Here is a 25,240-nt window from a genome sequence, read left to right as displayed (position 1 = left end):
GTCTTTCGCTAGGTCTTTCGCTAGGTCTTTCGCTAGGTCTTTCGCTAGGTCTTTCGCTAGGTCTTTCGCTAGGTCTTTCGCTAGGTCTTTCGCTAGGTCTTTCGCTATTATTGAAGTAATCGCGTTTTGCGATTAATTTAACTTTTTAAGATATTTTGCCGTATTTGGTGAAATACAAGCTGTATCTACGGGCACAGTTTTTTTCTAAAGTCATTTTTGTTGTAGAATTTTTCCCCGTTTTTTTAATATTCAATTTTGTTAAATATTTAATTGGATTTTTGCTGATTTATACTTCTTTTGGTAGGTTTTGTTTATTATATAGTGGTTTTTGTTGCATTTTGCGCATTGTTATTAGATCGTTGTGATAATATTTCGCGATGTGGCTCAATAAAAAACCAAAAATGTTTAAAAAAAGCTGAAAAAGAACATTCAAATAGCTTTTTTTTTTCAAAATTATTTTTCTGGGAATCCTATTGTCCTCGTTTTTTGGGACAACACCTCGTCAAAGCCTTGTAATTACTCGATTTTTATAAAACTAGTACTTCTAAAATAAATGTTCCAAATTATTGGCGTGTATTTCGTTTCAATTTTTTGAAACATTTTATCAACCTGATTGTTAGAATTTTGCAAAAATAATATCAGAATCGGATTTTGGCATGCGCACGGTTTGAAAATATCCGAAGTGGAGACATTTTTATAAAAGTGCTGCTAGGATTACAGAACTGTGCTGTTAGTTAAAGTCTAAATATTTCAATAAGTGAATAACGGATTGAATAATTAAAATGTTAAGATGTCAAGGAAATCCTGTGTTGTAAACATATAAATAATAAGCTCCTTTTAAGCAGCCATCTCTGTGGAAATGTAAAAAGGTGTGATTTTTTTTAACGAAAGAGAATAGACAACAAGTCACTATTTACTACAGTTTACTAAATAGCAACTTGAAATATACGAAAAAATATTGAAAGTTTTAGTTTATGAGTGTTTAACCATTAAAAATAATTTATGAGAATGACGACCAACAATTAATCCGCAATTAATCACCGAAATCACACTAAAAAACGGTGATCAGAACTTAATTAAAAACAAAAAAACAATTTATGAATTACAAAATTACACTAATGCGATTTTTTGCGATTTTTAGAAACAGGGTACCCATTCCAATGGTGGCTTTGTTTTCTTTTATGTTGCTACTTGTAACTAGTGCGACTGCTCAAACTCTAAAAACGGACAGTAATGTTCCGTTACTTAGTGTTTGCGGTGATTACCAGCAATTGACGGTAAGAATCGGTAAGGGCAGTAGAGCTTGTAACCAAGGAAAATTAAAAATTGAGATCCCAGCAGGTTTTGAACTGCAAACGGGTTCTGTAAAAGCGAATGGCAATACCGTAACGGTTTCAGGAGAAACCGGACAGGGGGTTACTGCTAATTTGCCTAGCCTAACGGCAGGTCCTTCATCTGAGGAGATGGTGATTACTTACAATGTTAAAGCGCTGTGCTCGGTTATTGGTAGTGCAGTGGCTCCAGAACAACAAGTAGTTAGTTATACATTTTCAGGATGTACAACGAATCCACAAAGTGGAACCAGTGAAATCATCAACATCGATTATGCCATTTTAAGGGTATCAATCAACCCAGCGGTTAGTTCGGGTAAAGTAGGTGATGAAATTATGCGTACGGTAACGATTCGAAATCAAGGAAATGGAGCAATCTCGACTTTGGTACTAGAGCGTTTATTGGGTAATGGCTTAAGTCATGTTTCTTATGAAACTGCTTCTGCTTTGGGTTGGACAGTAGATGCTACTAATCCAAATAAAATAACTTTTTCCGGATCATCTTTAGGAACAGGTGGGACTATTTCGTTTAAAGAAAAAGTGAAAATTAACAGCTGTTCTTTAACACCTACAATTTATGAGGTGTATTATGGGTGTACTACGAAATGTACTAATTCCAACGTGAATGGTACGGCTCAACATATTATTAATATAGATAATACGTTTAAACCTTCGTTAGCAGTAACGGCGGTTCCTCCAGTAATAACCTGTTTCAATCAAACTTATACCAATACTTGGAATGTTAAGAATACAGGGAATGCGGAGGCTTCTTCTGTTGGTTTTGAAATAGGAACTAATGATGTGGAAGGTTATATCAATATCAATTCTCTTACAATAGGTGGGATCGCAGTGAATCCAGCTGATATTGTGGTGATTGAGGGGACTGCAACTAAACCGACTCGAATCAAAGTTAATATCAGTGCTGATAATACTTTAGATCCGAATCAAACTGTAGTGGTGAAATTTGATCAGTTCTACGGCGCACCTAGTGCTTCTAGCTGTGAAACAGCACCAACTTCATTTACTACAAATGATAATTACTACAGTCTTTCTTATGACTTCACAGGTGGCTGTGGCGGACCTTATGCCGATACTAAAACGGTTAGTTCAGCGGTTACTTATACTTACGAAGGATTAAATATCGGCGAAATTGATATCGTATCGGGGCAACCTTATGGTGCGGATTATTTATTTACTGATTTTGTAATTCCTTCAGCAGGTTTAAACATTGGAGATAAATTTGATATTACCATAGAGTTATCCGATTTGTTAACTGTGGCAAACATCAACGATATAAAATTGTTTTCTGGTGCTAGTGCTGTTAATGCAGTTCCATCTGCAGATGGTGCCAATAAGTACCGTTTGACATTTACTTATGGTTCTCAAGCTTGGCCAGCAGGACAGGATTTAAACCTGTCTAACAGTCGTTTGAAATTCCCTATTGACTTTTTATGCGATGGTGGAGAAATTCCAGGAGAGGTCCAAGATGTGTGGTATAAAATAGGTGGGGAATTGATTAAAACTCCAGGCTGTGCACCAGTTAGTTTTAAATGTAATCAGGTAGATTTACTGGGTTATTGTGATGCAGGGCCATGTGCCGATGGATTGCACAACCGTTCAGCAGATTTAGAAAGAACTACTTTAGGGTTTGCCGTGAATGCTTCTGGCGTACCAACTAATACTCCTGTAGACAAAAATAACACCAATGTACGTACTTTTATAACTGGAGATGTATTAGAGGTTTATCAGGATTCTGATGTAATCATAACATCAGCAGGTGCTTGGACAAAAGTGAAGTTCCAAATAGAAAAAGACGCAGACACCAATGTGCAGTTGTTGACTACTGCTGGTAGCTTAGTAGTAACACGTGGTGGTGTTGAATTTCTGTTTGATGGGTTGACAGTGGTAGAAAATCCTACCAACTATGTTTTGCAATTTGATCTTGCGACGCAACCTAATACACTAATTACTTTTGCTCAAGGTGATAAAGTTCGCTTTTCGATGAAGTTTAAAGCTTTAGACTCTCAAGTAGGACTAAAAAAATTCCCGACGAAGTCTTATTTAATCGATTCAAATGGTGTTGAGAAAATATGTGGTAGAGCTTATACAGCAACTGGTTTTTATGTAAATAATTCCATTGACGTTAAAGGAAGTAAAACCGATTTCACAACTTGTAGCAATAGCGATAATAAATTCGTGATCACCTCGTCAATTCTTGGTTTTTCAAGACAAGACGGTGTGTTTGAAGGCGAGTTTCGCAATTTATTTCAACCGACAAAAGCGGTTTTAACAGTTCCTGCATTTTTGACATTAACTGGTATGAGGGTGGAAGTTAAAAACCAACCTTGGTTGGGGATTAACAATACTGCTACTATCTCGGGACTTAATGTAAATAATGGTACATATATCGTAGATTTAATAAGTATCATTTCAGGTTTGACTGGTAATAAAAATCTTGATGAAGGTTTTGTTATTGAAATTACTCCAACGGTTTCTCTATTTGAATGTGAGCCTTCGGCAACTGCTTTAGTTCAATCAATAGGAGTTACTTTAGAAGGTGATGCGGTTGATGGAGCAGGTATTAAAACACCTTTCTCAAAAACGCAACAGTTAGATTACAATACCGGATTTGGAAGTTTAACCCTTGAATTGTCTAACAACAATTTAGATGGAGACATGAGCCCAGACGGTCAAATAGTTTCATGGGTTGTAAAAATAGCGAATACATCTGACTCTAGATCATTTGCGAATGTTTGGTTAGGTAAGAAAGCAGGTAATCTGGTTATTCAATCGGTTCAAAAAGTAGATAACTACGACGGAACTAATCCACTTGTAGCAGTTGTACCGAATGGTGATGTTTACAGATTGGGAGATTTTTCAGCTTCCACTACAAATTACTATTTGATCAAAGCAAATCTGATCAACTGTAATATTGAGTCATTGACGATACCAGTTGGATATAGCTGTACGGCTTATCCGGTAGATATTAATTCGGGTGTTTGTGTTGTAAATGATAAGGTATTGACATATAGTCAATTGAAAAACAATTTGCAAACTACAATAGCTTATCAATCGAATGCAAATACACAACACGGATTTTGTGATGTATTATCGTATACGATTCAAATACACAACGGTGGCGATACCAATGTGAAAAACTTAAGTGTACGTATTCCTTTAGCAACAGCTCCAGGATTAAAGTATAATAATAGTTTTAAATATAGTGCTGTATTCACGGGTAATATTACTCCGGGAGCCGTTTTTTCAAATGGAAATCCTGCTAACGCAGTTATTAATGGAACGGATCTAATAATTACTTTAGGTAATGGTATTTCATTAAATACATTGGAGCGAATTCAGTTAAAAGTTGATTTTAAAATTGAAACTTGTGAATTTAGAAGTGGTCAGAGAATCTCATTTTTGCCATCTGCGCAAAATGTATGTGGTTCTGCACTTCCACAAGGAAGTATCACTTCGGCTAGTGGTAATAGAATTATCGTTGCTGGTGGTTCTACGGCTTTTCCTGAAATGGTTCTTAACAAACACGAAGTTCGTTTAGACCCTGTGTTGACCGTAGGTGGTAACTTAAGAGCGGTTTATAATTTTTCTACAGTCAATTCTGGTAATTTCGGAAATACCGATGCCATTACTACAGATTATAGATTTGCTTTCAAATTTCCAGCTGACTGGGCAATGGTAGGTAATCCGAATGATTATCTAGTTCCTGCAGGTGTAGCTACATTTGAAGGAATTGACCCGGTTAGAGGTTATATTTATAAGGTAACTAAGAATATTCCTGTAGGTACAGAGGTTAAATTGGTAAACGTACCGTTGAAATATACAGCGAATGACGATACTACTTTATCTTGTGAGCACAATTTTGGAGAAGTGAAAGTTTCGATTTACCAAAATATTGCTGTACCGACATGTGTTAATCCAAACTTGAATTGTCCAGATGGAATTGATCAAGTCTTGATCGAAGATGAGATACCAATGATCTTGCCAATTGATACGATGTTGATGATTAATCCTCCACAACAAACTCGTGAGATTTGTAGTCCGCTAGTGGGAGGTGGTCAGCCGACTTTAGCAGATATCACGTTTTCGAATGGATATTATTTAACTTGGTACGAAAACGAACAAGACGCACTTGCAGAAGTTGCTCAATTGCCAATTACAACTCAATTGATTCACGATAGAACGTATTATGTAGTGAATAGATTTATTGCAGGAGGATTGTGTAAGAGTAATGTGGCTGCAATTAAAGTTTTGTTGAAAACAAATAATTTAAAAGCAACGAATATCGAATTCGCCTGTTCAGTAGATCAGAAGTCGTATAAAATGTTTGTTACCTTGAACGGTACAGCGCCTTATATTGCAACGGGGACTGGAGCACCTGGTGTTTTCAATGGAAATGTTTGGACTTCAGAAAGTATTGACATCGGTAAACCTTATGATGTTACTTTTGAAAATGCGAGCCTGTGTACTCCATTGACTATTACGGGGATTCCTCCGGTTTGCTGTACTTTGCAAATCGCGTGTCCTGCTGATGTAGAAGTGCTTTGTGGTTCTAGTTATGATCCATCGGTAACGGGTATCCCAACCGCTGTTACTTCTTGCGGAAATACTACCTACGAGTATGCAGATTCAGCAATCTCAAATTGCGTAGCAGGTTTAAGAACTTTTACAAGAACTTTTACGGTTACAGATGCTAGTGGAAATGTGGAAACTTGTGTGCAAACGATCTCGATAAAAGATCTTACAGCTCCAGTATTAAATATTCCAGCTGCTAACTTAGCGGTTGAATGTGGAACAGATACTGCGACAGCATTAAATAATTGGTTAAATAGTCACGGTGGTGCTGTAGCAACAGATGCTTGCAGTGCAGTAACTTGGACTCACAATTATACATCATTAACTGCTGGTGCTTGTTCAGGAACACAAGCTGCTACTGTAACTTTTACAGCTACAGATGCTTGTGGAAATAGAATTTCAACTACGGCGATTTTCAAAGTGGAAGATAAAACACCACCGACAATTAGCTTACAAGCTGCTGATAAAACAGTGGAATGCGATGGTACAGATCATACTGTAGCCTTAAACAAATGGTTGGCTGAGCATGGAGGTGCAACAGCAACTGATGGTTGTAGTGCAGTAACTTGGACTCATAATTTCACGGCTTTAACGGCTGGTTCTTGTGCAGGTTCTAAAACTGCAACGGTAATATTTACTGCTACAGATGCTTGTGGAAATGCGTCAAAAACGACAGCTACTTTTAATGTTGTAGATACCACTGCACCAGTTATTACGGTAGCCCCAGTCAACAAAATTGTTGAATGTGACGGAAATGGAAATTTAGCTGAGTTCAACGCTTGGTTGGCTGATCATGCTGGGGCAGTAGCAACAGACAATTGTGGTGCAGTTACTTGGACTTACTTAATTGAAGATACCAACACGACTTGCGGTAAGGCGGGAACTGTTATTGTTGATTTTATTGCCTCAGATTCTTGTGGAAATAAAACCTTCAAACAAGCGGTATTTATTATTAAAGATACTATAGCGCCAATCATTGATCAAGAAGCTAAAAACTTGACGATCGAATGTGGTGCAGAAGTAGATGCATTAAATGCTTGGTTAAACAATCACGGAGGTGCTATATCTAGTGATAATTGTGGAACCATTACGTGGACACATGATTATAACGGATTAACTGCGGCTTGTGGAAACACAGGAAGTGCTTTAGTGACTTTTACTGCAACAGATTCTTGTGGCAACAAAAGTACTACTCAGGCAACGGTGAAAGTGGAAGATAAAACGCCACCAGTAATTGTGAAACAAGCACAAAACTTGACCACAGATTGTGGACCAGGTATGGAAGATGCGATTAAAAACTGGTTGATTGGTAGTGGTCATGCAGTAGCACAAGATAATTGTGGTGCGGTTACTTGGACACATAATTATATCGGTTTAACTACGAGAACTTGTGGGGTAACAGGAACTGCTTTAGTTACTTTTACAGCAACAGATGCTTGTGGAAATATAGCTACTACGGCAGCTACTTTAAAAATTGAGAATAAAATTGCACCAAAACTTATTAAAGAAGCACAAAACAAAATTGTAGAGTGCGACGGAGGTAATTATAGAGCTGCATTGGATATTTGGTTATTAAGCCACGGTGGAGCAATTGTTGCAGAAACTTGTAGTGAAGTAACTTGGGTTGATAACTTTACAACCTTCTCAGGAGGTGATACGGGTACTGCAGAAGTTACATTTGTAGCCACAGATGCTTGTGGAAACAAAATATCTACAACAGCTACCTATACTATTGTAGATAATACAGCCCCTGTATTTAGTGTATTGCCACAAAACAAAACAGTGGAATGCGACGGTAAAGGAAATCTTGTGGAGTTCCAAGCTTGGTTAGATAGTAATGCAGATGCAGTTGCTACTGACGCTTGTGGTGCGGTTACTTGGTCATACTTGATTGAAGATACCAATACGACTTGTGGAAAAGCAGGTACTGTAATCGTTGATTTCATTGCTAAAGATGCTTTTGGAAATAAAACGATCAAACAAGGAGTCTTTATTATTAAAGATACTACTGCTCCAATAATTGAAACAGCAGCAAAAGATTTAACGATCGAATGCGGAGCTTCAGTAGATGCTTTGAACGCTTGGTTAAACAATCATGGTGGAGCTGTGTCAACTGATAATTGTGGAACCATTACTTGGTCACATAATTATAACGGATTGACTGCGGCTTGTGGAACTACAGGAAGTGCGATTGTAACGTTTACTGCTACAGATTCATGTGGTAATAAAACGGAAACTATTGCAACGGTAAAAGTAGTGGATACCATAGCGCCAATCATGGTAAAACAAGCACAAGACCTAACGGTTTCTTGTGGTGCAGATACTGCGGTAAGTTTAAATAATTGGTTGATTAGTCACGGGGGTGCAGTTGCAAAAGATAATTGTGGAGCTGTTACTTGGAAACATGATTTCACCGCTTTAACAACAACGGCTTGTGGGGCAACTGGAAGCGCTTTAGTAACTTTTACAGCAACAGATGCTTGTGGAAATGAAGTAGTGACCAAAGCAACTTATAGCGTTGATGATAAAACTGCGCCGATAATTACTAAGCAAGCACAAAACAAAACGGTAGAGTGCGACGGTTCTGGAAATACAACAGAATTAACAGCTTGGTTAGTAGCAAATGGTGGTGCTACGGCAACGGATAGCTGCAGTGATTTAACATGGACCAACGACTATACAAGTCTTACAAAGGCTTGTGGTGAGACGGGAAGTGTTATAGTGACTTTTACAGCAACAGATGCTTGTGGAAACACCGTTAAAACGACGGCAACGTTCACCATAGTGGATACAAAAGCGCCAGTAATGACGACTTTACCTAAGGATGAAGTAGTAGAATGCGACGGTGCTGGTAATCAAGATGCATTTAATACTTGGTTAAACAGTCATGCTGGAGCAGTAGCAACAGATGCTTGTAGCACAGTACTGACATGGAGTCATAATATAGTAGATACTAGTAATCTATGCGGTAAAACAAAAGTGACTACGGTTAATTTTGTAGTGACAGATGCTTGTGGAAATGCAACGACAAAACAAGCTAGTTTTACCATTGCAGATACTACAGGACCGATCCTGACTACTGCTGCTACAAACCTAACCATGGAATGTGGAACTAGTGGTAACGAGCGTATTGCGACTTGGTTGAATAACCATGGAGGTGCAACAGCAACAGAAGCTTGTGGAACTGTAACTTGGTCTCACAATTATAAAGGCTTAACTGCGGCTTGTGGAGCAACAGGTAATGCGGAAGTGGTGTTTACAGCTACGGATTCATGTGGAAATACTACAACTACTATTGCGACAGTTAGCATTGTAGATACTGTAGCTCCAACATTGACTAAAGAAGCTCAAAACTTAACGGTTTCTTGCGGTACAAACACGAAAGAAGCATTAGACAATTGGTTGATCAATCGCGGTGGTGCAAAAGCGACAGATACTTGTAGTGCTGTAACTTGGAGCAACGACTATGTTAGTTTAACAGCTGCTTGTGGATCAACGGGAAGTGCTTTAGTAACTTTTACTGCAACAGATGCTTGTGGAAATACCGTTACATCAAAGGCAACTTTCACAATTGAAGATAAAACAGCCCCTGTGATTACTAAAACGGCACAAAACAAAACTGTGGAGTGTGATGGATCTGGTAATACAACAGAATTACAAGCTTGGTTAGCTAGTCAAGGAGGTGCTCAGGCAACAGATGCTTGTAGTGCGGTTACTTGGACTAATGATTATACAAGTTTGAATAAAGCTTGTGGAGCAACAGGAAATGCAGAAGTTACTTTTACTGCAACGGATGCTTGTGGAAACAAAGTGTCGACTACAGCGGTCTTTACGGTTATAGATACCAAAGCTCCTGTAATGACAACTTCACCACAAAATCTAGTGGTAGAATGTGATGGAAGAGGAAATGTTGAGCAATATAATGCGTGGATAGATAATCATGGAGGAGCAGTGGTAACTGACGCTTGTAGCGCAGTGACTTGGACTCATGCTGTTGTGGAAACAAAGGATCTTTGTGGAAAAACAAAAGCAATCACGGTTAATTTTATTGCGACAGATGCTTGTGGAAACAGTATTTCCAAATCAGCTACGTTTACAACAGAAAATACAACAGGACCTCAATTTGAAGTTCAGGCAAAAGATTTAACAGTAGATTGCGACGGAAGTGGTAATGCTAATGATTTATCGGCTTGGTTGAATACTCATGGGGGAGCGGTTGCTGTTAATGCTTGTTCAGTGGATTTTGTATGGACTAATGATTTCAAAGGTTTGGATAAAGCTTGTGGATCAACAGGAAGTACTAAAGTTACTTTTACAGTAAAAGATTCTTGTGGAAATGTGAGTACAACAACGGCTACGTTTACAATTGTAGATAAAACGGCTCCTGTATTTACTACCAACCTTCCAAAAGACATCACTTTAGAATGTTCAGCTATGATTCCTGATGCGGCTATACTAAACGCAACGGATTTATGTGGAACAGCAGAAGTGAGCTTTAAAGAACAGCGTGAGAATGGAAATTGTGAAAACAATTACCAATTAGTGAGAACTTGGACAGCTACGGATGCTTGTGGAAACGCAAAAACTCATGTTCAAACCATCACAATTCAGGATACCACGGCTCCAGTATTTGTAGATCCTTTACCAGCTGCAGTAGTTTTCATTAAATGTGAAGACTTAAAAGATGCACCAGTACTTACGGCTACAGATAATTGTGGAAAAGTGACGGTTGCATTTAATGAAGAAAAAGTACAAGGTGATTGTGAAAACAAATACAGTTTACTGAGAACTTGGACTGCTACAGATAGTTGTGGAAATGAATCAACCTATACCCAAACCGTACATTTAGCCTGTGAAATTGAAATCTACAACGCAGTATCTGCGAACGGAGATGGCAATAACGATGCGCTAGTGTTGAAAGGTTTAAATTGCTATCCTGGTAACACGGTGGAGATTTTTAACCGTTGGGGACGTTTAGTTTATAGTACAACAAACTATAACACTAACGGAAATGTCTTCAGAGGTTTTGCTAATGCGAAAGATGTGGTAAGTAAAGAAGAAAAACTTCCTACTGGTACCTATTTCTATATTGTTCAATACGACTATAACGTTGGTAACGGACAATCAGAACACATGAAGCAGTCTGGATACATTCATTTAGAATCTAATTAATTTGTAAGCGATGAAAATTCATAAAACAATTAAGAGTACGTTTTGTGGAATCTTGTTAATGGGCAGTGCAGCAATGCACGCCCAACAAGATTCTCAATTCACCCATTATATGTACAATACCATCAACATCAACCCGGCTTATGCTGGTTCACGTGGAGTGATGAGTGTTTTCGGTTTACACCGGGAACAATGGGTAGGATTAGATGGCGCGCCGAAAACCAATTCGTTCTCGATCAATACGCCGATCAACAATAGTAAATTGGGTTTAGGGGTGTCTTTTATCAACGACCAAATTGGGGTGATGAGAGATAATACCATTTCGGTAGATGTGTCTTATACCATTGATTTAGGAGATCGTGATCATAAACTGTCTTTTGGGGTAAAGGGATCGATGAATCTGTTAGATGTTCGTTATAGCGATTTGAATGTATACAATCCAAATGATGCTATGTTCAGCCAAGATATCAACAACCAATTTAGTCCTAATGTGGGTGCAGGTATTTACTACCACACTCAAAAGAGCTATATCGGATTGTCGGTGCCAAACTTTTTGGAAACCGAACGATATGATGACAATGTCTATGCGACGATGCAACAAAGAATGCATTTCTATTTAACCGGAGGTCATGTTTTTGACTTAAATCCAAATTTGAAATTTAAGCCTGCCATCATGTTAAAAGCAGTACAAGGTGCGCCTTTACAAGCTGATATTAGTGGTAACTTCTTGCTAAACGAAAAGTTCACTCTTGGAGTGGCTTACCGTTATGATGCGGCATGGAGCGCTTTGGCCGGATTCCAAATTACAGATGGATTGATGATCGGATATTCTTACGATGCCGAAACAACCAAATTAGCACATTATAACTCAGGATCTCATGAAGTATTTATGCGTTTTGAACTATTCAATAAGTTCAGACGTGTTAACTCACCTAGATTCTTCTAAAACAACAGACCATGAAAAAAATCATCAGCTCCTTATGCGTTTGTTTGTTAGTGTTAATGAATCACAACGCCCAAGCGCAAGTAGGCTTATCACGAGGTGATAAAAACTACGATAAACTAGCTTATATCGATGCCATCAAAATATATGAGAACATCGCTAAACGCGGACATGTTAATACGAGTATTTTGAAAAATCTAGGTAATGCCAATTACTTCAATGCTCAATATGCTCAAGCTAACAAATGGTATAGCCAATTGTTTACAGACTTTTCTAATGATGAAATAGAATCAGAATACTATTACCGTTATGCTCAAACCCTAAAAAATGTAGGCAATGAAGCAGAAGCGAATGTATATCTAAAGAAATTCGCCACAAAGAATAGCGAGTCAAACAGAGCGAAAATCATTCAAGCAGATAAAGATTATCAAGCCGAAATCAAACGTAATTCCGGTAGATATGATATTCAAGATGCTAAAATCAATACGACTTATGCAGACTACGGAAGTAGTTTTTATAACAATCAAGTATTGTTTACAACGGCGCGTGATACCAGTAATTTTGTAAAACGCGTTCACACTTGGACCGACCATGCTTTTACGAATATCTACGTTGCAGATGTACAAGAAGACGGTACCTTGGCTAAGGCAAAGAAGTTTAGTCGTCAAATTACGACCAAATTCAATGAGTCTACTCCTGTGATCACCAAAGATGGTCAAACGCTATATTTTACGCGTAACAACTATGATGGAGTTCGACGAATGGACAGTAATAACACGACCTTGTTAAAGATCTATCGCGCTGTTTTAAAGAACGATAAATGGTCTGATATTGTTGAGTTACCGTTTAATAGCAACCAATTTAGTACCGCTCACCCGGTATTAAATGCAGCTGAAGATATGATGTATTTTGTATCGGATCGCCCAGGAGGTTTCGGACAATCTGATATCTGGCGTGTTGCGATTACATCTAATGGATTTGGAACTCCTGAAAACTTAGGTGCTTCTATCAATACCGATGGTAGAGAGTCTTTTCCATTTGTAAGTTCTGATGATGAATTGTATTTTGCAACTGATGGCCGACCAGGAATGGGAGGATTAGACGTCTATGCTACCAAAATCAAATCGGATGGAAGTTTCTCTGATGTTCAAAATATTGGAGCAGCAGTAAACAGCAGTGCTGATGATTTCGGATATATCATTAATAAAACCACAAAACGCGGTTTCTTTTCAAGTAATAGAGCAGAGGGAATCGGAAACGATGATATCTATGCTTTTGTTGAAAATCGTGCTTTGGTTTTGGAATGTGTTCAAAATCTTAAGGTTACTGTAGTGGATGCTAAAACGCGTAATATCATTTCTAATGCAACTTTAAACTTGTATCAGATGGATTATACCGACAAAGCGAAAACCAACAAGATGGATTCCAACAGCCAATACCTATTCGATACAGATTACAATTGTGGAACCAGCTACCGCGTTAAAGCAGAAGCTCCAGAATATACTGTAAAAGAAGAAGTGGTTTCCTTACCTAATGAAAGTGGGGTGACAGAGATTACTATTGTCTTAGAACGTACAAAAATACCTTTGAAAAAAGGAGATGACTTGTTTAAAGTGTTGAACTTAAATCCTATTTATTTTGATTTAGATAAACACAATATTCGTCCTGATGCAGCAATGGAATTAGCCAAAGTTCTTGCAGTAATGGAAGAATATCCAGAGATGAAAGTAGATGTGCGTTCGCATACAGATAGTCGTGCTTCTCATAAATACAATGATGATTTATCAGAGCGCCGTGCAAAATCTACAGCAGCATGGTTGATCAAAAACGGTATCAACAGCTCGCGTTTAACTTGGAAGGGATATGGCGAACGCCAATTGACCAACCAATGTGCAGACGGAGTTAAGTGTACTGAAGAAGAGCATCAAGCCAACCGTAGATCTGAATTTATTATTGTAAACTTATAAGTTTTCATTGGAGAGATTTCAAGATCTTTTGATCTAAATTAATGGGGATCAGCACTTTTTAGTGTTGATCCCTTTTTTTATCTATAATAAAACCAACTTTATGCGATTTGTTTAAATTGGACTTAAAGTGCTGTTTTTATATTTTTTTGGAAAGCTTAAGAGGAGTAACTCGTTGACTTATAATGCACTATTTGTAGTATAGGATTGATTATTATTTAAAATTTAAATTTAAAATTTAAAATATTGGTATTGAAATACATAACATTATAGCGATAATGTCAAAGTAGTTAAAACTGCTTATCCGTAGTTGTGAAGTAGATATGAAGTGATTTAATTTTTTTAACTTTGTATAATTATATAAATCACTACAGATGGAAAATATTACTAAATATCTTATAGTTTTATTACTTATTATGAGTAATAGTGTTTATTCTCAAGAGGAGCTAAAAATAGTTACGGGAAAAGTTTATGATTTGCATACAAAAGCTGATTTAACTACAGTAACCACCACCTTATATGACCAAGATCACAATAGTGTGGCGGTATCACCTGTTAACAGTCAAGGTTTCTATTTTTTTGAACTAGAAGGTATTGATAATTCCTATCGGGTTAAAGCCGAGGCACAGGGCTATACAGCCGCGGAAGTTGCCGTTAAGTTTTCTAATGGAAATCCAACCAGCCGTATGAACTTTGGCTTATATTCCCTTGTCAATGGTCATAAAAATAATACGGGCAGTGGAAAACCTAAAGAGCTCATTGAAGTGCGAGGTGTAAAAGATGTGATTGAAGTAATAGATGTTACAGCACTTAGAGAAGCCAAGGGCGCTACGGCAGTTAGAAGTAGTGCTGAAGTAAGCCTAGATCCTATCTATTTTGACTTTAACAGTTCTTACCTGAATGAAAATAATATTAAGGAGTTAAATACTGTGATTGAAATATTGCGAGCAAATCCTACAATGAAAATTGAAGTTCGTGCTCATGCCGATACAAGAGGATCGATTGGTTATAACAATTGGTTGGCTGAACGTCGTGCCAATCGTACAGCTGATTGGATTATCCAACAGGGCAAAATTAACCCGAGTCGTATCATAACTAAAGACTACGGCAAAACACAGCCGATTAATGAGTGTCCTCCTGGAGTTAACTGCTCAGAGGGAAGGCATCTCGAAAATAGAAGATGCGAATTTATCGTTTTGTAAGTTGTACTATAAAAAATCAAAAAAGGGATGCCGTTGACGTATCCCTTTTTTGATTTTTCTTCTAAAATAAAACTTCCTGAGTCGGTTGCAAGCCGGGTTGACTTAAGAATGGGTATACTGCTATAATTTCAAACTGCTTTTTTGTAGGGTTAAACTGACGTAAGGCTATCTTATCCAAGTCAAAATGTAAATCGATCGCGTTAAATAATTCGCGGGCTATTAAAATTTTCTCGAAACTGAGTTTTCGTGCGATAGTTAGATGTGGATCTGTTCCGCGATGGGTATTTGGTGTGGGAACAGCCTGCTGTACCTGTTTCATCATTTTGGATAAAATGGGCATAGACACTAAATCGGGTTTGATAAAGAAAGCGCCATTGGGATAGCTGTCAAAGCTATTGAAGTGCACTACAACTGGTGCAAGGCTGTTACAACAACGTTCCAATTGACGTTTGATTACTTCAATTTTCTTGTCGTTGACCTCAAATTCCTGTATCGTTATATGAGCCATAGCGTTTCGGCTTGCATACCAACCGATGGTTTGAGCGAGCTCGGTTTTCATTTCTTGAACCTGATCCAAAATCTCTGTTGGGGGCTGGAAAACGATAGAATAACGTGGTGACATATTTATGGGTATAGCAGTTGTAAAGGGCTAAAGATATAAACAATTATTTGATTGGAGTACGGTCTTCGAAAAGGCTTAGTAATACTAAAAAAAAGCGCGTAATTGAATATTTCCCGTATGAATGGTATTCGAGTTTTCGTTTGTTCTCCCTTGGTAATTCAAATTAAAATCCAGGTATTTTGTTAGATTTCGTTGTAACAATAATCTCCAAGTGATGTTTTTGCCCGGCTGTAGCCCCTCGAGCATTTGATAAGCAACAGGTGAAAATGCATTTCCTGAAAATTCATTCTCGTAAAACGATACTTCGCCATTCATCGTGAAACTGTTGGTCGAAGTATACATAAATGAAGTTCCCAAACGATGTTGGCTTAAGTTTTCAAAGTCGGCCGTATGATTTTCTCTTTTTTGAAACTCATAAAACAAATCCAAACTGGCATTTCTTGAAAATAAGTACGACAACCTAGGTTCAATGCTTTGACCGTGAATCGAATAGTTTTTGGACTCGTACGTATCGGAAGTCGTCTCCGAATTGGATGTTTTCCCCGATAGAGAAACCAACCAGGTTTTAGCAATTAAGTGGTTGTAAAATAATTGATGTCCAGTGGATTTATGCTGTTGCGTGCCAAAAGAAAGCAGGTTTTTAGTGCCATTTCTTAAAAAGGTATAGGTGATAGAGTGTTTTTGACGTCCTCGATTATAAAATAAACTATTCCTAAAACTTTCGTTTAGTCCCACTAAGTTGTCGGGGTCATTTTTAAAGGGATTAAAATTAAAACCATCACCTTCACGGAGGTTTCTTTGGTCAATGAGATACGAAGTTTGGTTGTTGAAGTGTGATAAGACACCCAAAAAACCTTGTTCACTTTGCCAGTTGATCGGATTTAATAACAGCGATTGGGAAAACTTGTTCTGATGGGTTTTTACAAATACTTGATTGGGTAAATACAGTCGAACATATTTGGCTTGATCTGGAAAAGGAGCTATTTCAAATTCCTCCAATTCTTGTATGCCGTTTTCATTGTAGTCGATCCACATATAAATTCCGCGCCCCGGTTCCACTTCAATATAGGTGTATTCCTGTTGAGCGATACTACCGGAACTCGTTTCATAAACCGTATTGGTTTGTATTAGCCCCTCCCAAAAGCGATCGTTATACACCAAACGCGAATTAAGAGTTGATTCTTGATCCATTAGAGGGTCTGTCCATTTTAAAATGCGATAATTTGCGTAAATATTCAAATCCCTATCTTGAGTTTGAATCAGCTTGGATTTGATATAAAAAGTATTGGAACGGGAAACATTTTGGAGTATTCCCAGCTGTATGCTGTCGTTGATTCGGTGTGTATAGCCCAATTCGGTATATACGGACGTACTATCACCGCGTCCAATGTAGGAAGTGATCTCCGTAAAACGATGACTTAAGGGTAATAAACTTTTTACACCCGTCAACTCTTTTTCCTGTTGGTTTTCGATTTCTAACCGCCCACCAATCCAGTTTCGACCAAAGTGATAGCGCGCATCGGATTGGCTGCGTACAAAGCGGGTTGTTTTAGTCATCGATTCGGCATCCAACAGACTGTTACGCGTTAGGGCTTTCCAGTTTCTACTGTTCCAATTTCCGTTGACATGATGACGGGTACCCGAAAACATAGAACCATAATCAAGCTTTTCCAATTGATAAGTCAATTGCCCTTTTTCAGGGAAAGTCACTTTAAAACCACCCGAAAACAAGCTTTGATTTCCACTTGCAAAATCCAAATTCCAATCCCGATCAAATTCAATCGAATACAATTGCTCCAGTGATTTGAAATTCTGGTGAATAAATTGGATATCTGAAAAGACATCTACCCAGATAACACCAGTATATAAGCGTTGTTTTAAGTTGACCTGTGTGGCCCAACCCTTATTGTTTTGATCGTCGATGGATGAGAATAAATTTTCGTCGTTGTTACTGACGGCTATTTCAGCTTTGACCGAAGTTTTTTCTGAGGGATTATAACCTCCCATTACGGTCATAATGGTGTTGCGTATAGGAGCGATCAATCGGGTTACTGGGGCATAATTTCCTTGTTTGACCCCGTTTATGGGGCTGGTAAATTGATAGATTTTCCCAATACTTTGGCTGTTTTGTAGCTGATAGTCACCGTTGTTTTGTCCTACGTTACTAAATTGTACGGCATACAATTCGTCGTCGGGATTGTTCGAATATAAAAAATATTCCACACCCGATTCGTCGATTTGCTTTTTATATAAAATCTTGTTTTCGGAATAGGCATCGACATAAGCGGAAGGAGCTACCATTTTGCTGGGGTCATTACCGGCCAACCGCAGCGTTTCAATTTGATTGGCAGACAAATTTTGTTGTAAAGGCTGGTTTTTGATGTCGGTTTGTGTAAAAACATAACCGCCGATATTCCAATCTTCACGTTGATGTTGTATCCCTCCATAGCCCACAAAACGCGTGTAATTTCGATCGGTATACTGATATTCTACTGCGATTCGCATATCGGAAGTTACGGGAAATAACGTGGTAAAGCGGATTTCTCCAGCATTATAGTCGATGACATAATCATTGTTTTCACCGCGTTTTAACGCAATGCCGTTGACATATACCCGTTCAGATCCCGAGATGATTAAAATAAATAATTCCCCATTGGGCCCCTTTAATTTGTAAGGGCCTTGATTTCCCTCCTGTCCTGTAAAAGCACTTTTGGCATATTGCCCTCGTGCTAATGCAGCTGCAGCTTCAATATGCGTTTCGGAGTTAGCTGTCTTGAAAGTAAAAGCAGTTGACAAACCTTGCACCTTTTTATTGAAGTTTAAGAAGCGCGATTTTCTGTTTTCCAGAAAGATATCGCCAGCTTTTATAGACCAATTATCCGAAAATAATTCAATGAAAATTTGTTCAAACTCATCGATTTTCTGTGAATACCCTCCGTCTTGAAGTGGCGCATTGCTATCCTGTATCGAAGCACGAATATTTACCTTTTCGGATAGTTTTCCCGTGATTTGAAGGTCTAGATTGGAATTCATTACCCCGTTTTGGTTATTGCCAACGGTAAAGCCTCTACTTATACTACCGGCTGTGTTAAGACCTTCAAAAGGCACGAAGTTCGATACGCGATTGCGATCTTGATAGGCAAATAATTGTTGACCTGCTGCATTGGCTACCACGCGTTCAGCCGGATAATACGTATAGGTTTTGGTTAGGAACTCGGGATATTGCAAATAGGCTACAGTTAAGGAGTCGTTTTTTAATTGTGGATCCAAAAGTATCAACTGCCCAGTGCTGAAATTCATACGGTACAAATCAGGTGAAACCGTGTCTCGGTTGGCTTGAACCAGCCTTATAAATGTGGGGTTTAAACTTTTGGAGGAGACCACTAAAGTATCGGTTTCTACCCTAAAAGTCTTGGACTGATATAAAGATCCCGATTCTTGAGCAGAAAGAATCGAAAACCAAAAAAAGAACAATAAGACGAAAAGGGCTCTAAGCATAATTATCTATAACTGATAAATGTCAAAAGTAGTGTATCTAATTGGAATGTTTTTATCGATAATCATTAAACTGAATGATGATTTAGAAATATTAAATACTGTTAAATTTTAATTTTAAACAGGAATAGTTCGTTGGGTTTTGATTGTTTTCATATTTTAGTGCGGATATAGAAGTGACTTTTATAGGAATTAATAGGGCTTATTAGATGAAAAAAATGTTTTTTTTAGGAGCAGTACTCATGCTGATACTAAATTCATGTGTAGACAATCAGAACCTACATTTTTTAAAAAAGGCAGAAGAGTGTTTTTATACCCATCCAGATTCTACTCAGTTTTTCTTAGATGTGATCGATTTTCCCGAGAAAATGAGTGAGAAAAATCAAGCAAGGTGGGCCTTTCTATCGGTGCGTTCGCATCAGAGAAACGATGTTTCATTGCGTAATGACACTTTAATCTTACAAGCTTTGGAGTATTATACCAATCAAAAAGACCTGCCGAATATTGGGAAAGCCAATCTCTATGCTGGGCGTGTTTTTGAAGCACGTGAAGATTATACTGCAGCCAAAAAACACTTCGATGAAGCGATAAAAATAGGTATGTTTTCGGAAAATTATAAATTGGCAGGGCGCAGTGCTAGTGAATTAGGTGAAATATTTCAAGAAGAACATCAGTACGAGTTGGCTATTAAATGGTTTACGAGTTCTTGCGAATGGTCAAAAAAAGCCAACGATATCTATTATCAAATTAATGCCATGAGAAAGCGCGCTGATTGTTTTGTTGAATTGGAGCAAATGCAACGCGCTTTGCGTGATTATCAGGATGCATTGGATCAAATTCCAGCGGATGTAGATGATCTGCGTTCTGATATTCATAAAAACCGAGCACTTACCTATTTAAGAATGGGTGAGTATACCAAGGCAGAGGAAGATATCAAAAAGGCAATGAGCTATGATGAAAATGGAAAACTCAAGGGAATCCAATTTTTAATACTAGCGGATATTTTTGATAAAAACAATCAGACGGATTCAGCAAAATGGTATTATTATAAAGCCTTTATTGCTGCTAAAAGAACACGCGACTTTGCCGTTATAGACGCGGCTTTTGAATCCGTAACCGAGAAACAGGGAATAAATAGACCGTTTAAATCGAGTTTGGGAAGCTACCACAGATACAAATCTGCGTCAGATTCTATTTTTGAAAAAGAAAAATTTAATAGTACCGTTACCTTTGAAAATAAATTCCATCAAGAACGGATTAAAAGCAATAATAAGACACTGATCATCAGAAATCAAAACTACCTGATTGTATTGTTTATAACCTCACTGTTGATCTTGTTTTTGTTCTATAAATTTCACGTTAAAACCTTAAAAGATAAGGCTCTGATGTTGGAGATGAATAAGTTGATTCAACATCGGGATCGGACGATTAAAATTTACGAAATCTCATCGTCAAAACTATTGGAGATATACAGGAAAATGGTTGTATTAGCTAAAGCGCCACAGGCGCATAAGTACTCGAAGTTGCTGGCAGACTACAACCAGATTGTTCATAATTCCGATGCCGATTTGGAATTCGACTGGAGTGTTTTTGAAGAGTTATTGGATTCGGTGTATCCGCGTTTTAAATCTAAAATAAAAGAACGTTTTTCGGAACTTTCTGCTAAAGAAATTGAAATGATTTTACTGCAAAAGGGAGGTTTTACTTTTCAGGAAATTGCGGATTTATTGGGATTGAGTATACATACTATTTATAGACGGAATTCTGGAATTCGAAAAAAAATTAATATTCCTGAAAATCAAAGCATGTCTCGTTTTTTGAGTGAAATTGTAGATCAGAAATAACAGGTCGCTCGATTTTTATGAGGCTATTTATTTTATGTAGACTTTTTTATGGATGTCGTTTTAGATAAATATGAGTTTTTCTCAAGCAGGTAGTTAGGATGTTGGTTAGGTAATTGTCGTTAAAGTTGATTGACGACTTTAGTAGTTCTAACAGCAAGCGATTAAGAAGTATTAAGCTTCTGACAACATAGAAGATTGCTGTGGTGTAAAAGATTTTAATACGGATATGGTAAATGGTATAAGAGATTGACGGCTGATCGGATTAATCTCAGATTATCAGCACGGTTTACAACTGCGATTGTGTGATGTACAATGGATTTATGATTTTTTATTTACAATATACTGTTTATGAGAGAATTGACCGGGGTGTGTGCAAACGTATAATTATGTCATGCAAATAAAATTAATAAAAAAAGACTTAAATTTACTATATGATTTGATTTTATCAAGTTGTTATAAATAGGCATTGCTATTAGATTACTGTTGTTAATCTGTTAAACGAATTTTTAATCTGTCCTGATTTTTAATACGCTTACCTCGTAATTTTAAGATTGAGAGATAGTAAATATCGCGATCTTAAAAAAATAGGAAATAATAATACTGCCTTTTATAAGTGTTTCAACCCTTTGTGTTGTATTTAATACAAAGGGTTTTTTACACTCATTCCTAAAAAATTATTGCTGCTTTTCAAGTTTCTTTTCGGAACCCTTTGTGCAAATTGCACAAAGGGTTTTTTATGGATGCGGCGCACTGCCACTGTATACAGTTGAATAGCTTTGGTTGATGAATGGAATATACCGTTTTTGGAAAATAAAGACGGTGTACGCAAAATATAAATAAGGATACAAAGCATAAATTTTTAGATACAAATAAAAAGAGCTTGATTTTGGGTAAGTGTTTTGTTATGAGTGTTTTGTGTGTGTGGGATTACAAAATAGTATACTTTGTTTACAAAGCTTTTTTTTTAAAGTAAGATTATTTTTAGAGCAATGAGGAACGGATCACCTAAAATGTAGCGCTGACTTAAGCAAAACAAGTAAACCGTTCATGGTTGAATCTAAAATAACAAATAAATGAGAAAAAAGTACACAATTTATGTTTATGCCTTTATTTTGCTACTTATAGGAAGTAGTGGTTTACAGGCCCAAGAAAACTATAAGTTTTCACATAACAAAGAAGCTTATCTGCCTTTGGATCATGCAACAGCTTTAAATACTACAGCTTGGTATCGGGAGCCGTTTGTTATTCCACTAAGCTTTCCGATTTATATGTTTGATCAACGGGTTGTTGAGTTGGCTATCACTGGAGGGAATATACTAGCGTTACTGGAGAATCAAGAACTAGGTATGGTTATTTGTCAAACGGCTGACTTGATGGACTTGGCTTTTCCTATAGAAGAGTATGACGACGATGACGATGATGATGATGATGATGATGATGATGATGATGATGATGATGATGACGACGATGATGATGACGATGATAGCAATAATGACGTGACAGTGCCCACCATGTCTCCGTTGCAGTATAAAGTAGAGGGAGTTGAAGGAAGTAGGATCTTAAAGATAGAAGTGAAGAATGCGATTAGTGGAGAAGAAGTAGATTCTTTAAATACGAGGTTAATGCGAATTAATTATCAGGTTTGGTTCTACGAAGCGAAGAAAGACATTGAGATTCGATATGGAGAAAATACCATAACGGATTTTAATTTGTTTTTTAATTCGTATGACCCAGTAAACAAAACTGACCAGCCGTTTTTTTTAGTGGCTTTAGTTCGAGCAGCAAACGTGGTTCATGATTTATTTGGTTTAGAAGGACCTGGTAATAGTCCTACTGTGATCGCTGGCGGTCTAACTAAAGGATTGACTTCCTATCCGGATAAAGATATGGTTTATGTATTTGGAGATAATCTCAGTACCGAAAAGTTTACAGAACCGCAAGCCGCGATGTTTAGTTTGTATCCCAACCCAACCAAGGATCAATTGTGGGTGACGGTTGAAACGGCAGATTTCAAAGAAAGCAGTTTTGATATCTATAACCTCTTAGGTCAAAAAGTACAGTCGGGCAAAGTACACCATGAAAAATCGATTGATGTGAGTTCGTTGAAAAGCGGGGTGTATTTGATCAATATCCACGGTACAGGAACCGCGCGATTTATTAAAAAATAAGCAAACAATAGCCGCGCCATAGGTGGGCTGCGTTGATCGGTAACGCTCTGGTTAACCAGTCTGAAGAGAGCAGGTTAATCAAAAAGACCTTTGTGTGAATGCACACAAAGGTTTTTTTGATGGCAAGAAAAGTACATTTATTCTTTGATTACCATTTGTATGGTTTCCCGATTGACCTGTTTTAATAATAAAGTCTTGTTTTGTAAAACCTTTTCTGCCGAATGTTCTTCAAAATGGCGGATGGTATACAAAGAAACGTCTTCGTTATAACTGACCTTAAATTGCTTGGATAAAACCGATCTAAGTGCTTCAAAATGATTGAATTTATCCTCTACGCAGACAGAAAAACTGATGGCTGAATTTTGGATTACATTGACTTTGATGTTGTACTGATGTAGTAGTCTAAATATTTCACTGATATTTTCTTCCATAATAAACGAAAAGTCTAATGCGGATAGAGAGATTAAAAGTTGATTCTTTTTAACGATATAACAAGGTGTTTGTGGAATCAAGCCAACGCCCTTGGAGACCTTAGTACCAGGTAGCATGGGATTTATAAATGATTTAACAAACAAAGGAATTTCTTTTTGTTGTAAGGGCTGTAGGGTTTTAGGATGTATCACCGAGGCTCCATAAAAAGCCAATTCAATAGCTTCTTGATACGAGAGTTGTTCCAATAATATAGTTTCCTGAAAATAGCGCGGATCTGCATTGAGTACCCCCGGCACGTCTTTCCATATGGTTACGCTCTCTGCATTTAAAGCATAAGCAAAAATGGCTGCACTATAATCGGACCCTTCTCGCCCAAGAGTGGTTGAGAAACCGTTGTCGTCGGATCCGATAAAACCTTGCGTGATATGTAAGGCTGTAGAGCGGATTTGAGCACTGATGTTGGCTTGGGTCAGTTCCCAATTCACGTTGGCATCTCGATAGGTAACATCGGTCTTGATTAAATTTCTCGCGTCAGTCCAAACGTTGTCAATTCCACAGCTCTGTAAGTAATGATGAAGGATAACCGTAGCGAGCAATTCACCGTAACCAACGATCTGGTCGTAAACAAAATTATAGTTAGGTGACTTATTGGTGTTTAAAAAGAGCTCCAGTTTTTCGAACAATTGGTGCATTTCAGTAAATAGACCCGCTTTGGATTGTGGAAACAAATCGTAAGCAATCTGAAAGTGATCATCTTTGACTATTTGCAAAGCTTCATCAATATCTTGTGGTGAATTGAAATAGCGAGCAACAACGACTTCAAGGGCGTTGGTCGTTTTTCCCATAGCGGAGGCGACAATCAAGCAGTCCGCATAACCAACTCGTTGTAAAACATCGGCAACATTTCTAACATTGATCGCGTCTCTGATAGAAGCGCCTCCAAACTTGTAAATTTTCATTTATAAACGTTCGATAAAATTTTTAATTCCTTGTTGATCCATTTGCACCAAGTGCCAATCTTTTAAGATGTTGGCACCCGATTTTTCGTAAAAACGGATGGCCGCTTCGTTCCAGTCTAATACCGCCCATTCAATACGGCGAACACCTTCCTCCGAACCGCGTTTCATGATTTCGCTGTATAAAGCACTACCCACACCAGTACCTCGGGCCTTTTCTCGTACTATTAAATCTTCTAAATGGATGGTTTTTCCCTTCCAGGTCGAATATCTAAAATAGTAAAAGGCCATACCTACAATCTCTTGATCGACTTCTGCAACGATTATTGAAAACAGCGGTAAGGTGCCAAAACCATCACGCCGAAGCTCCTCAATAGTCACCTCGACAGCATCGGGTTCTTTTTCGAAATGAGCCAATTCCCGGATCAGGTCAATGATTACGGGTAAATCAGTCTCTTGGGCTTTTCTGATATTCATTTGAAATTAATTATAATGATTTTTATAAGGCGTTCAATTCACAA

At 37.7% G+C, this 25,240-nt stretch carries 11 protein-coding genes; 6 read left to right on the top strand and 5 right to left on the bottom strand.

Annotated features, from left to right (window positions below):
- Positions 1-133, bottom strand: a 133-nt coding sequence (locus L1275_RS16585) for a PT domain-containing protein (protein ID WP_371923465.1), incomplete at its 3' end; no start/stop codon positions are given.
- A gap of 964 nt (positions 134-1,097) precedes the next feature.
- Here L1275_RS16585 and L1275_RS10550 point away from each other — a divergent pair.
- The 4 genes from L1275_RS10550 (at position 1,098) to L1275_RS10535 (ending at position 15,202) form a co-directional block, all read left to right on the top strand.
- A complete protein-coding gene (locus L1275_RS10550) occupies positions 1,098-11,096 on the top strand; it encodes a gliding motility-associated C-terminal domain-containing protein (RefSeq protein WP_253472616.1) in 9,999 nt (3,332 codons plus the stop codon).
- A 10-nt stretch (positions 11,097-11,106) separates the two neighbouring features.
- Positions 11,107-12,039: a type IX secretion system membrane protein PorP/SprF gene (locus L1275_RS10545; protein ID WP_253472614.1), complete on the top strand. Its 933-nt coding sequence runs from the start codon at positions 11,107-11,109 to the stop codon at positions 12,037-12,039.
- Between the two features lie 11 nt (positions 12,040-12,050).
- Positions 12,051-14,003: an OmpA family protein gene (locus L1275_RS10540; RefSeq protein WP_253472612.1), complete on the top strand. Its 1,953-nt coding sequence runs from the start codon at positions 12,051-12,053 to the stop codon at positions 14,001-14,003.
- 413 nt (positions 14,004-14,416) lie between these two features.
- Positions 14,417-15,202, top strand: coding sequence for an OmpA family protein (locus L1275_RS10535; RefSeq protein ID WP_253472610.1), 786 nt, complete (start codon positions 14,417-14,419; stop codon positions 15,200-15,202).
- 61 nt (positions 15,203-15,263) lie between these two features.
- Here L1275_RS10535 and L1275_RS10530 read toward each other — a convergent pair whose 3' ends face one another.
- Both L1275_RS10530 and L1275_RS10525 read right to left on the bottom strand, forming a co-directional pair.
- Positions 15,264-15,824, bottom strand: coding sequence for a 2'-5' RNA ligase family protein (locus L1275_RS10530; protein ID WP_253472608.1), 561 nt, complete (start codon positions 15,822-15,824; stop codon positions 15,264-15,266).
- Positions 15,825-15,908: 84 nt separating this feature from the next.
- On the bottom strand, positions 15,909-19,322 hold the full coding sequence (locus tag L1275_RS10525) for a hypothetical protein (protein WP_253472606.1): 3,414 nt from the start codon (positions 19,320-19,322) through the stop codon (positions 15,909-15,911).
- A gap of 206 nt (positions 19,323-19,528) precedes the next feature.
- Between L1275_RS10525 and L1275_RS10520 the strand changes: the two genes are divergently transcribed.
- Both L1275_RS10520 and L1275_RS10515 read left to right on the top strand, forming a co-directional pair.
- On the top strand, positions 19,529-21,163 hold the full coding sequence (locus L1275_RS10520) for a hypothetical protein (RefSeq protein WP_253472604.1): 1,635 nt from the start codon (positions 19,529-19,531) through the stop codon (positions 21,161-21,163).
- A gap of 1,073 nt (positions 21,164-22,236) precedes the next feature.
- Entirely contained in the window at positions 22,237-23,331 is a 1,095-nt protein-coding gene (locus L1275_RS10515; RefSeq protein WP_253472602.1) for a T9SS type A sorting domain-containing protein, read from the top strand.
- Positions 23,332-23,468: 137 nt separating this feature from the next.
- Here the strand turns inward: L1275_RS10515 and L1275_RS10510 are convergent, their stop codons facing one another.
- On the bottom strand, positions 23,469-24,722 hold the full coding sequence (locus L1275_RS10510; protein ID WP_253472600.1) for an aspartate kinase: 1,254 nt from the start codon (positions 24,720-24,722) through the stop codon (positions 23,469-23,471).
- Positions 24,723-25,196, bottom strand: coding sequence for a GNAT family N-acetyltransferase (locus L1275_RS10505; RefSeq protein ID WP_253472598.1), 474 nt, complete (start codon positions 25,194-25,196; stop codon positions 24,723-24,725).
- Positions 25,197-25,240 lie beyond the last annotated feature (44 nt).

The sequence above is a fragment of the Flavobacterium sp. HSC-61S13 genome, assembly GCF_024171535.1.
Lineage (GTDB): Bacteria > Bacteroidota > Bacteroidia > Flavobacteriales > Flavobacteriaceae > Flavobacterium.
The sequence above is the reverse complement of the archived record's forward strand: the minus strand, read 5'-3'. Positions and strand labels throughout refer to the sequence as shown.

What these genes read in the sequence shown, in the direction of transcription:
- L1275_RS10550 (WP_253472616.1), top strand. Translation starts at nt 1,098, where the DNA reads ATGAATTACAAAATTACACTAATGCGATTTTTTGCGATTTTTAGAAAC.
- L1275_RS10545 (WP_253472614.1), top strand. Translation starts at nt 11,107, where the DNA reads ATGAAAATTCATAAAACAATTAAGAGTACGTTTTGTGGAATCTTGTTA.
- L1275_RS10540 (WP_253472612.1), top strand. Translation starts at nt 12,051, where the DNA reads ATGAAAAAAATCATCAGCTCCTTATGCGTTTGTTTGTTAGTGTTAATG.
- L1275_RS10535 (WP_253472610.1), top strand. Translation starts at nt 14,417, where the DNA reads ATGAGTAATAGTGTTTATTCTCAAGAGGAGCTAAAAATAGTTACGGGA.
- L1275_RS10530 (WP_253472608.1), bottom strand. Translation starts at nt 15,824, where the DNA reads ATGTCACCACGTTATTCTATCGTTTTCCAGCCCCCAACAGAGATTTTG.
- L1275_RS10525 (WP_253472606.1), bottom strand. Translation starts at nt 19,322, where the DNA reads ATGCTTAGAGCCCTTTTCGTCTTATTGTTCTTTTTTTGGTTTTCGATT.
- L1275_RS10520 (WP_253472604.1), top strand. Translation starts at nt 19,529, where the DNA reads ATGAAAAAAATGTTTTTTTTAGGAGCAGTACTCATGCTGATACTAAAT.
- L1275_RS10515 (WP_253472602.1), top strand. Translation starts at nt 22,237, where the DNA reads ATGAGAAAAAAGTACACAATTTATGTTTATGCCTTTATTTTGCTACTT.
- L1275_RS10510 (WP_253472600.1), bottom strand. Translation starts at nt 24,722, where the DNA reads ATGAAAATTTACAAGTTTGGAGGCGCTTCTATCAGAGACGCGATCAAT.
- L1275_RS10505 (WP_253472598.1), bottom strand. Translation starts at nt 25,196, where the DNA reads ATGAATATCAGAAAAGCCCAAGAGACTGATTTACCCGTAATCATTGAC.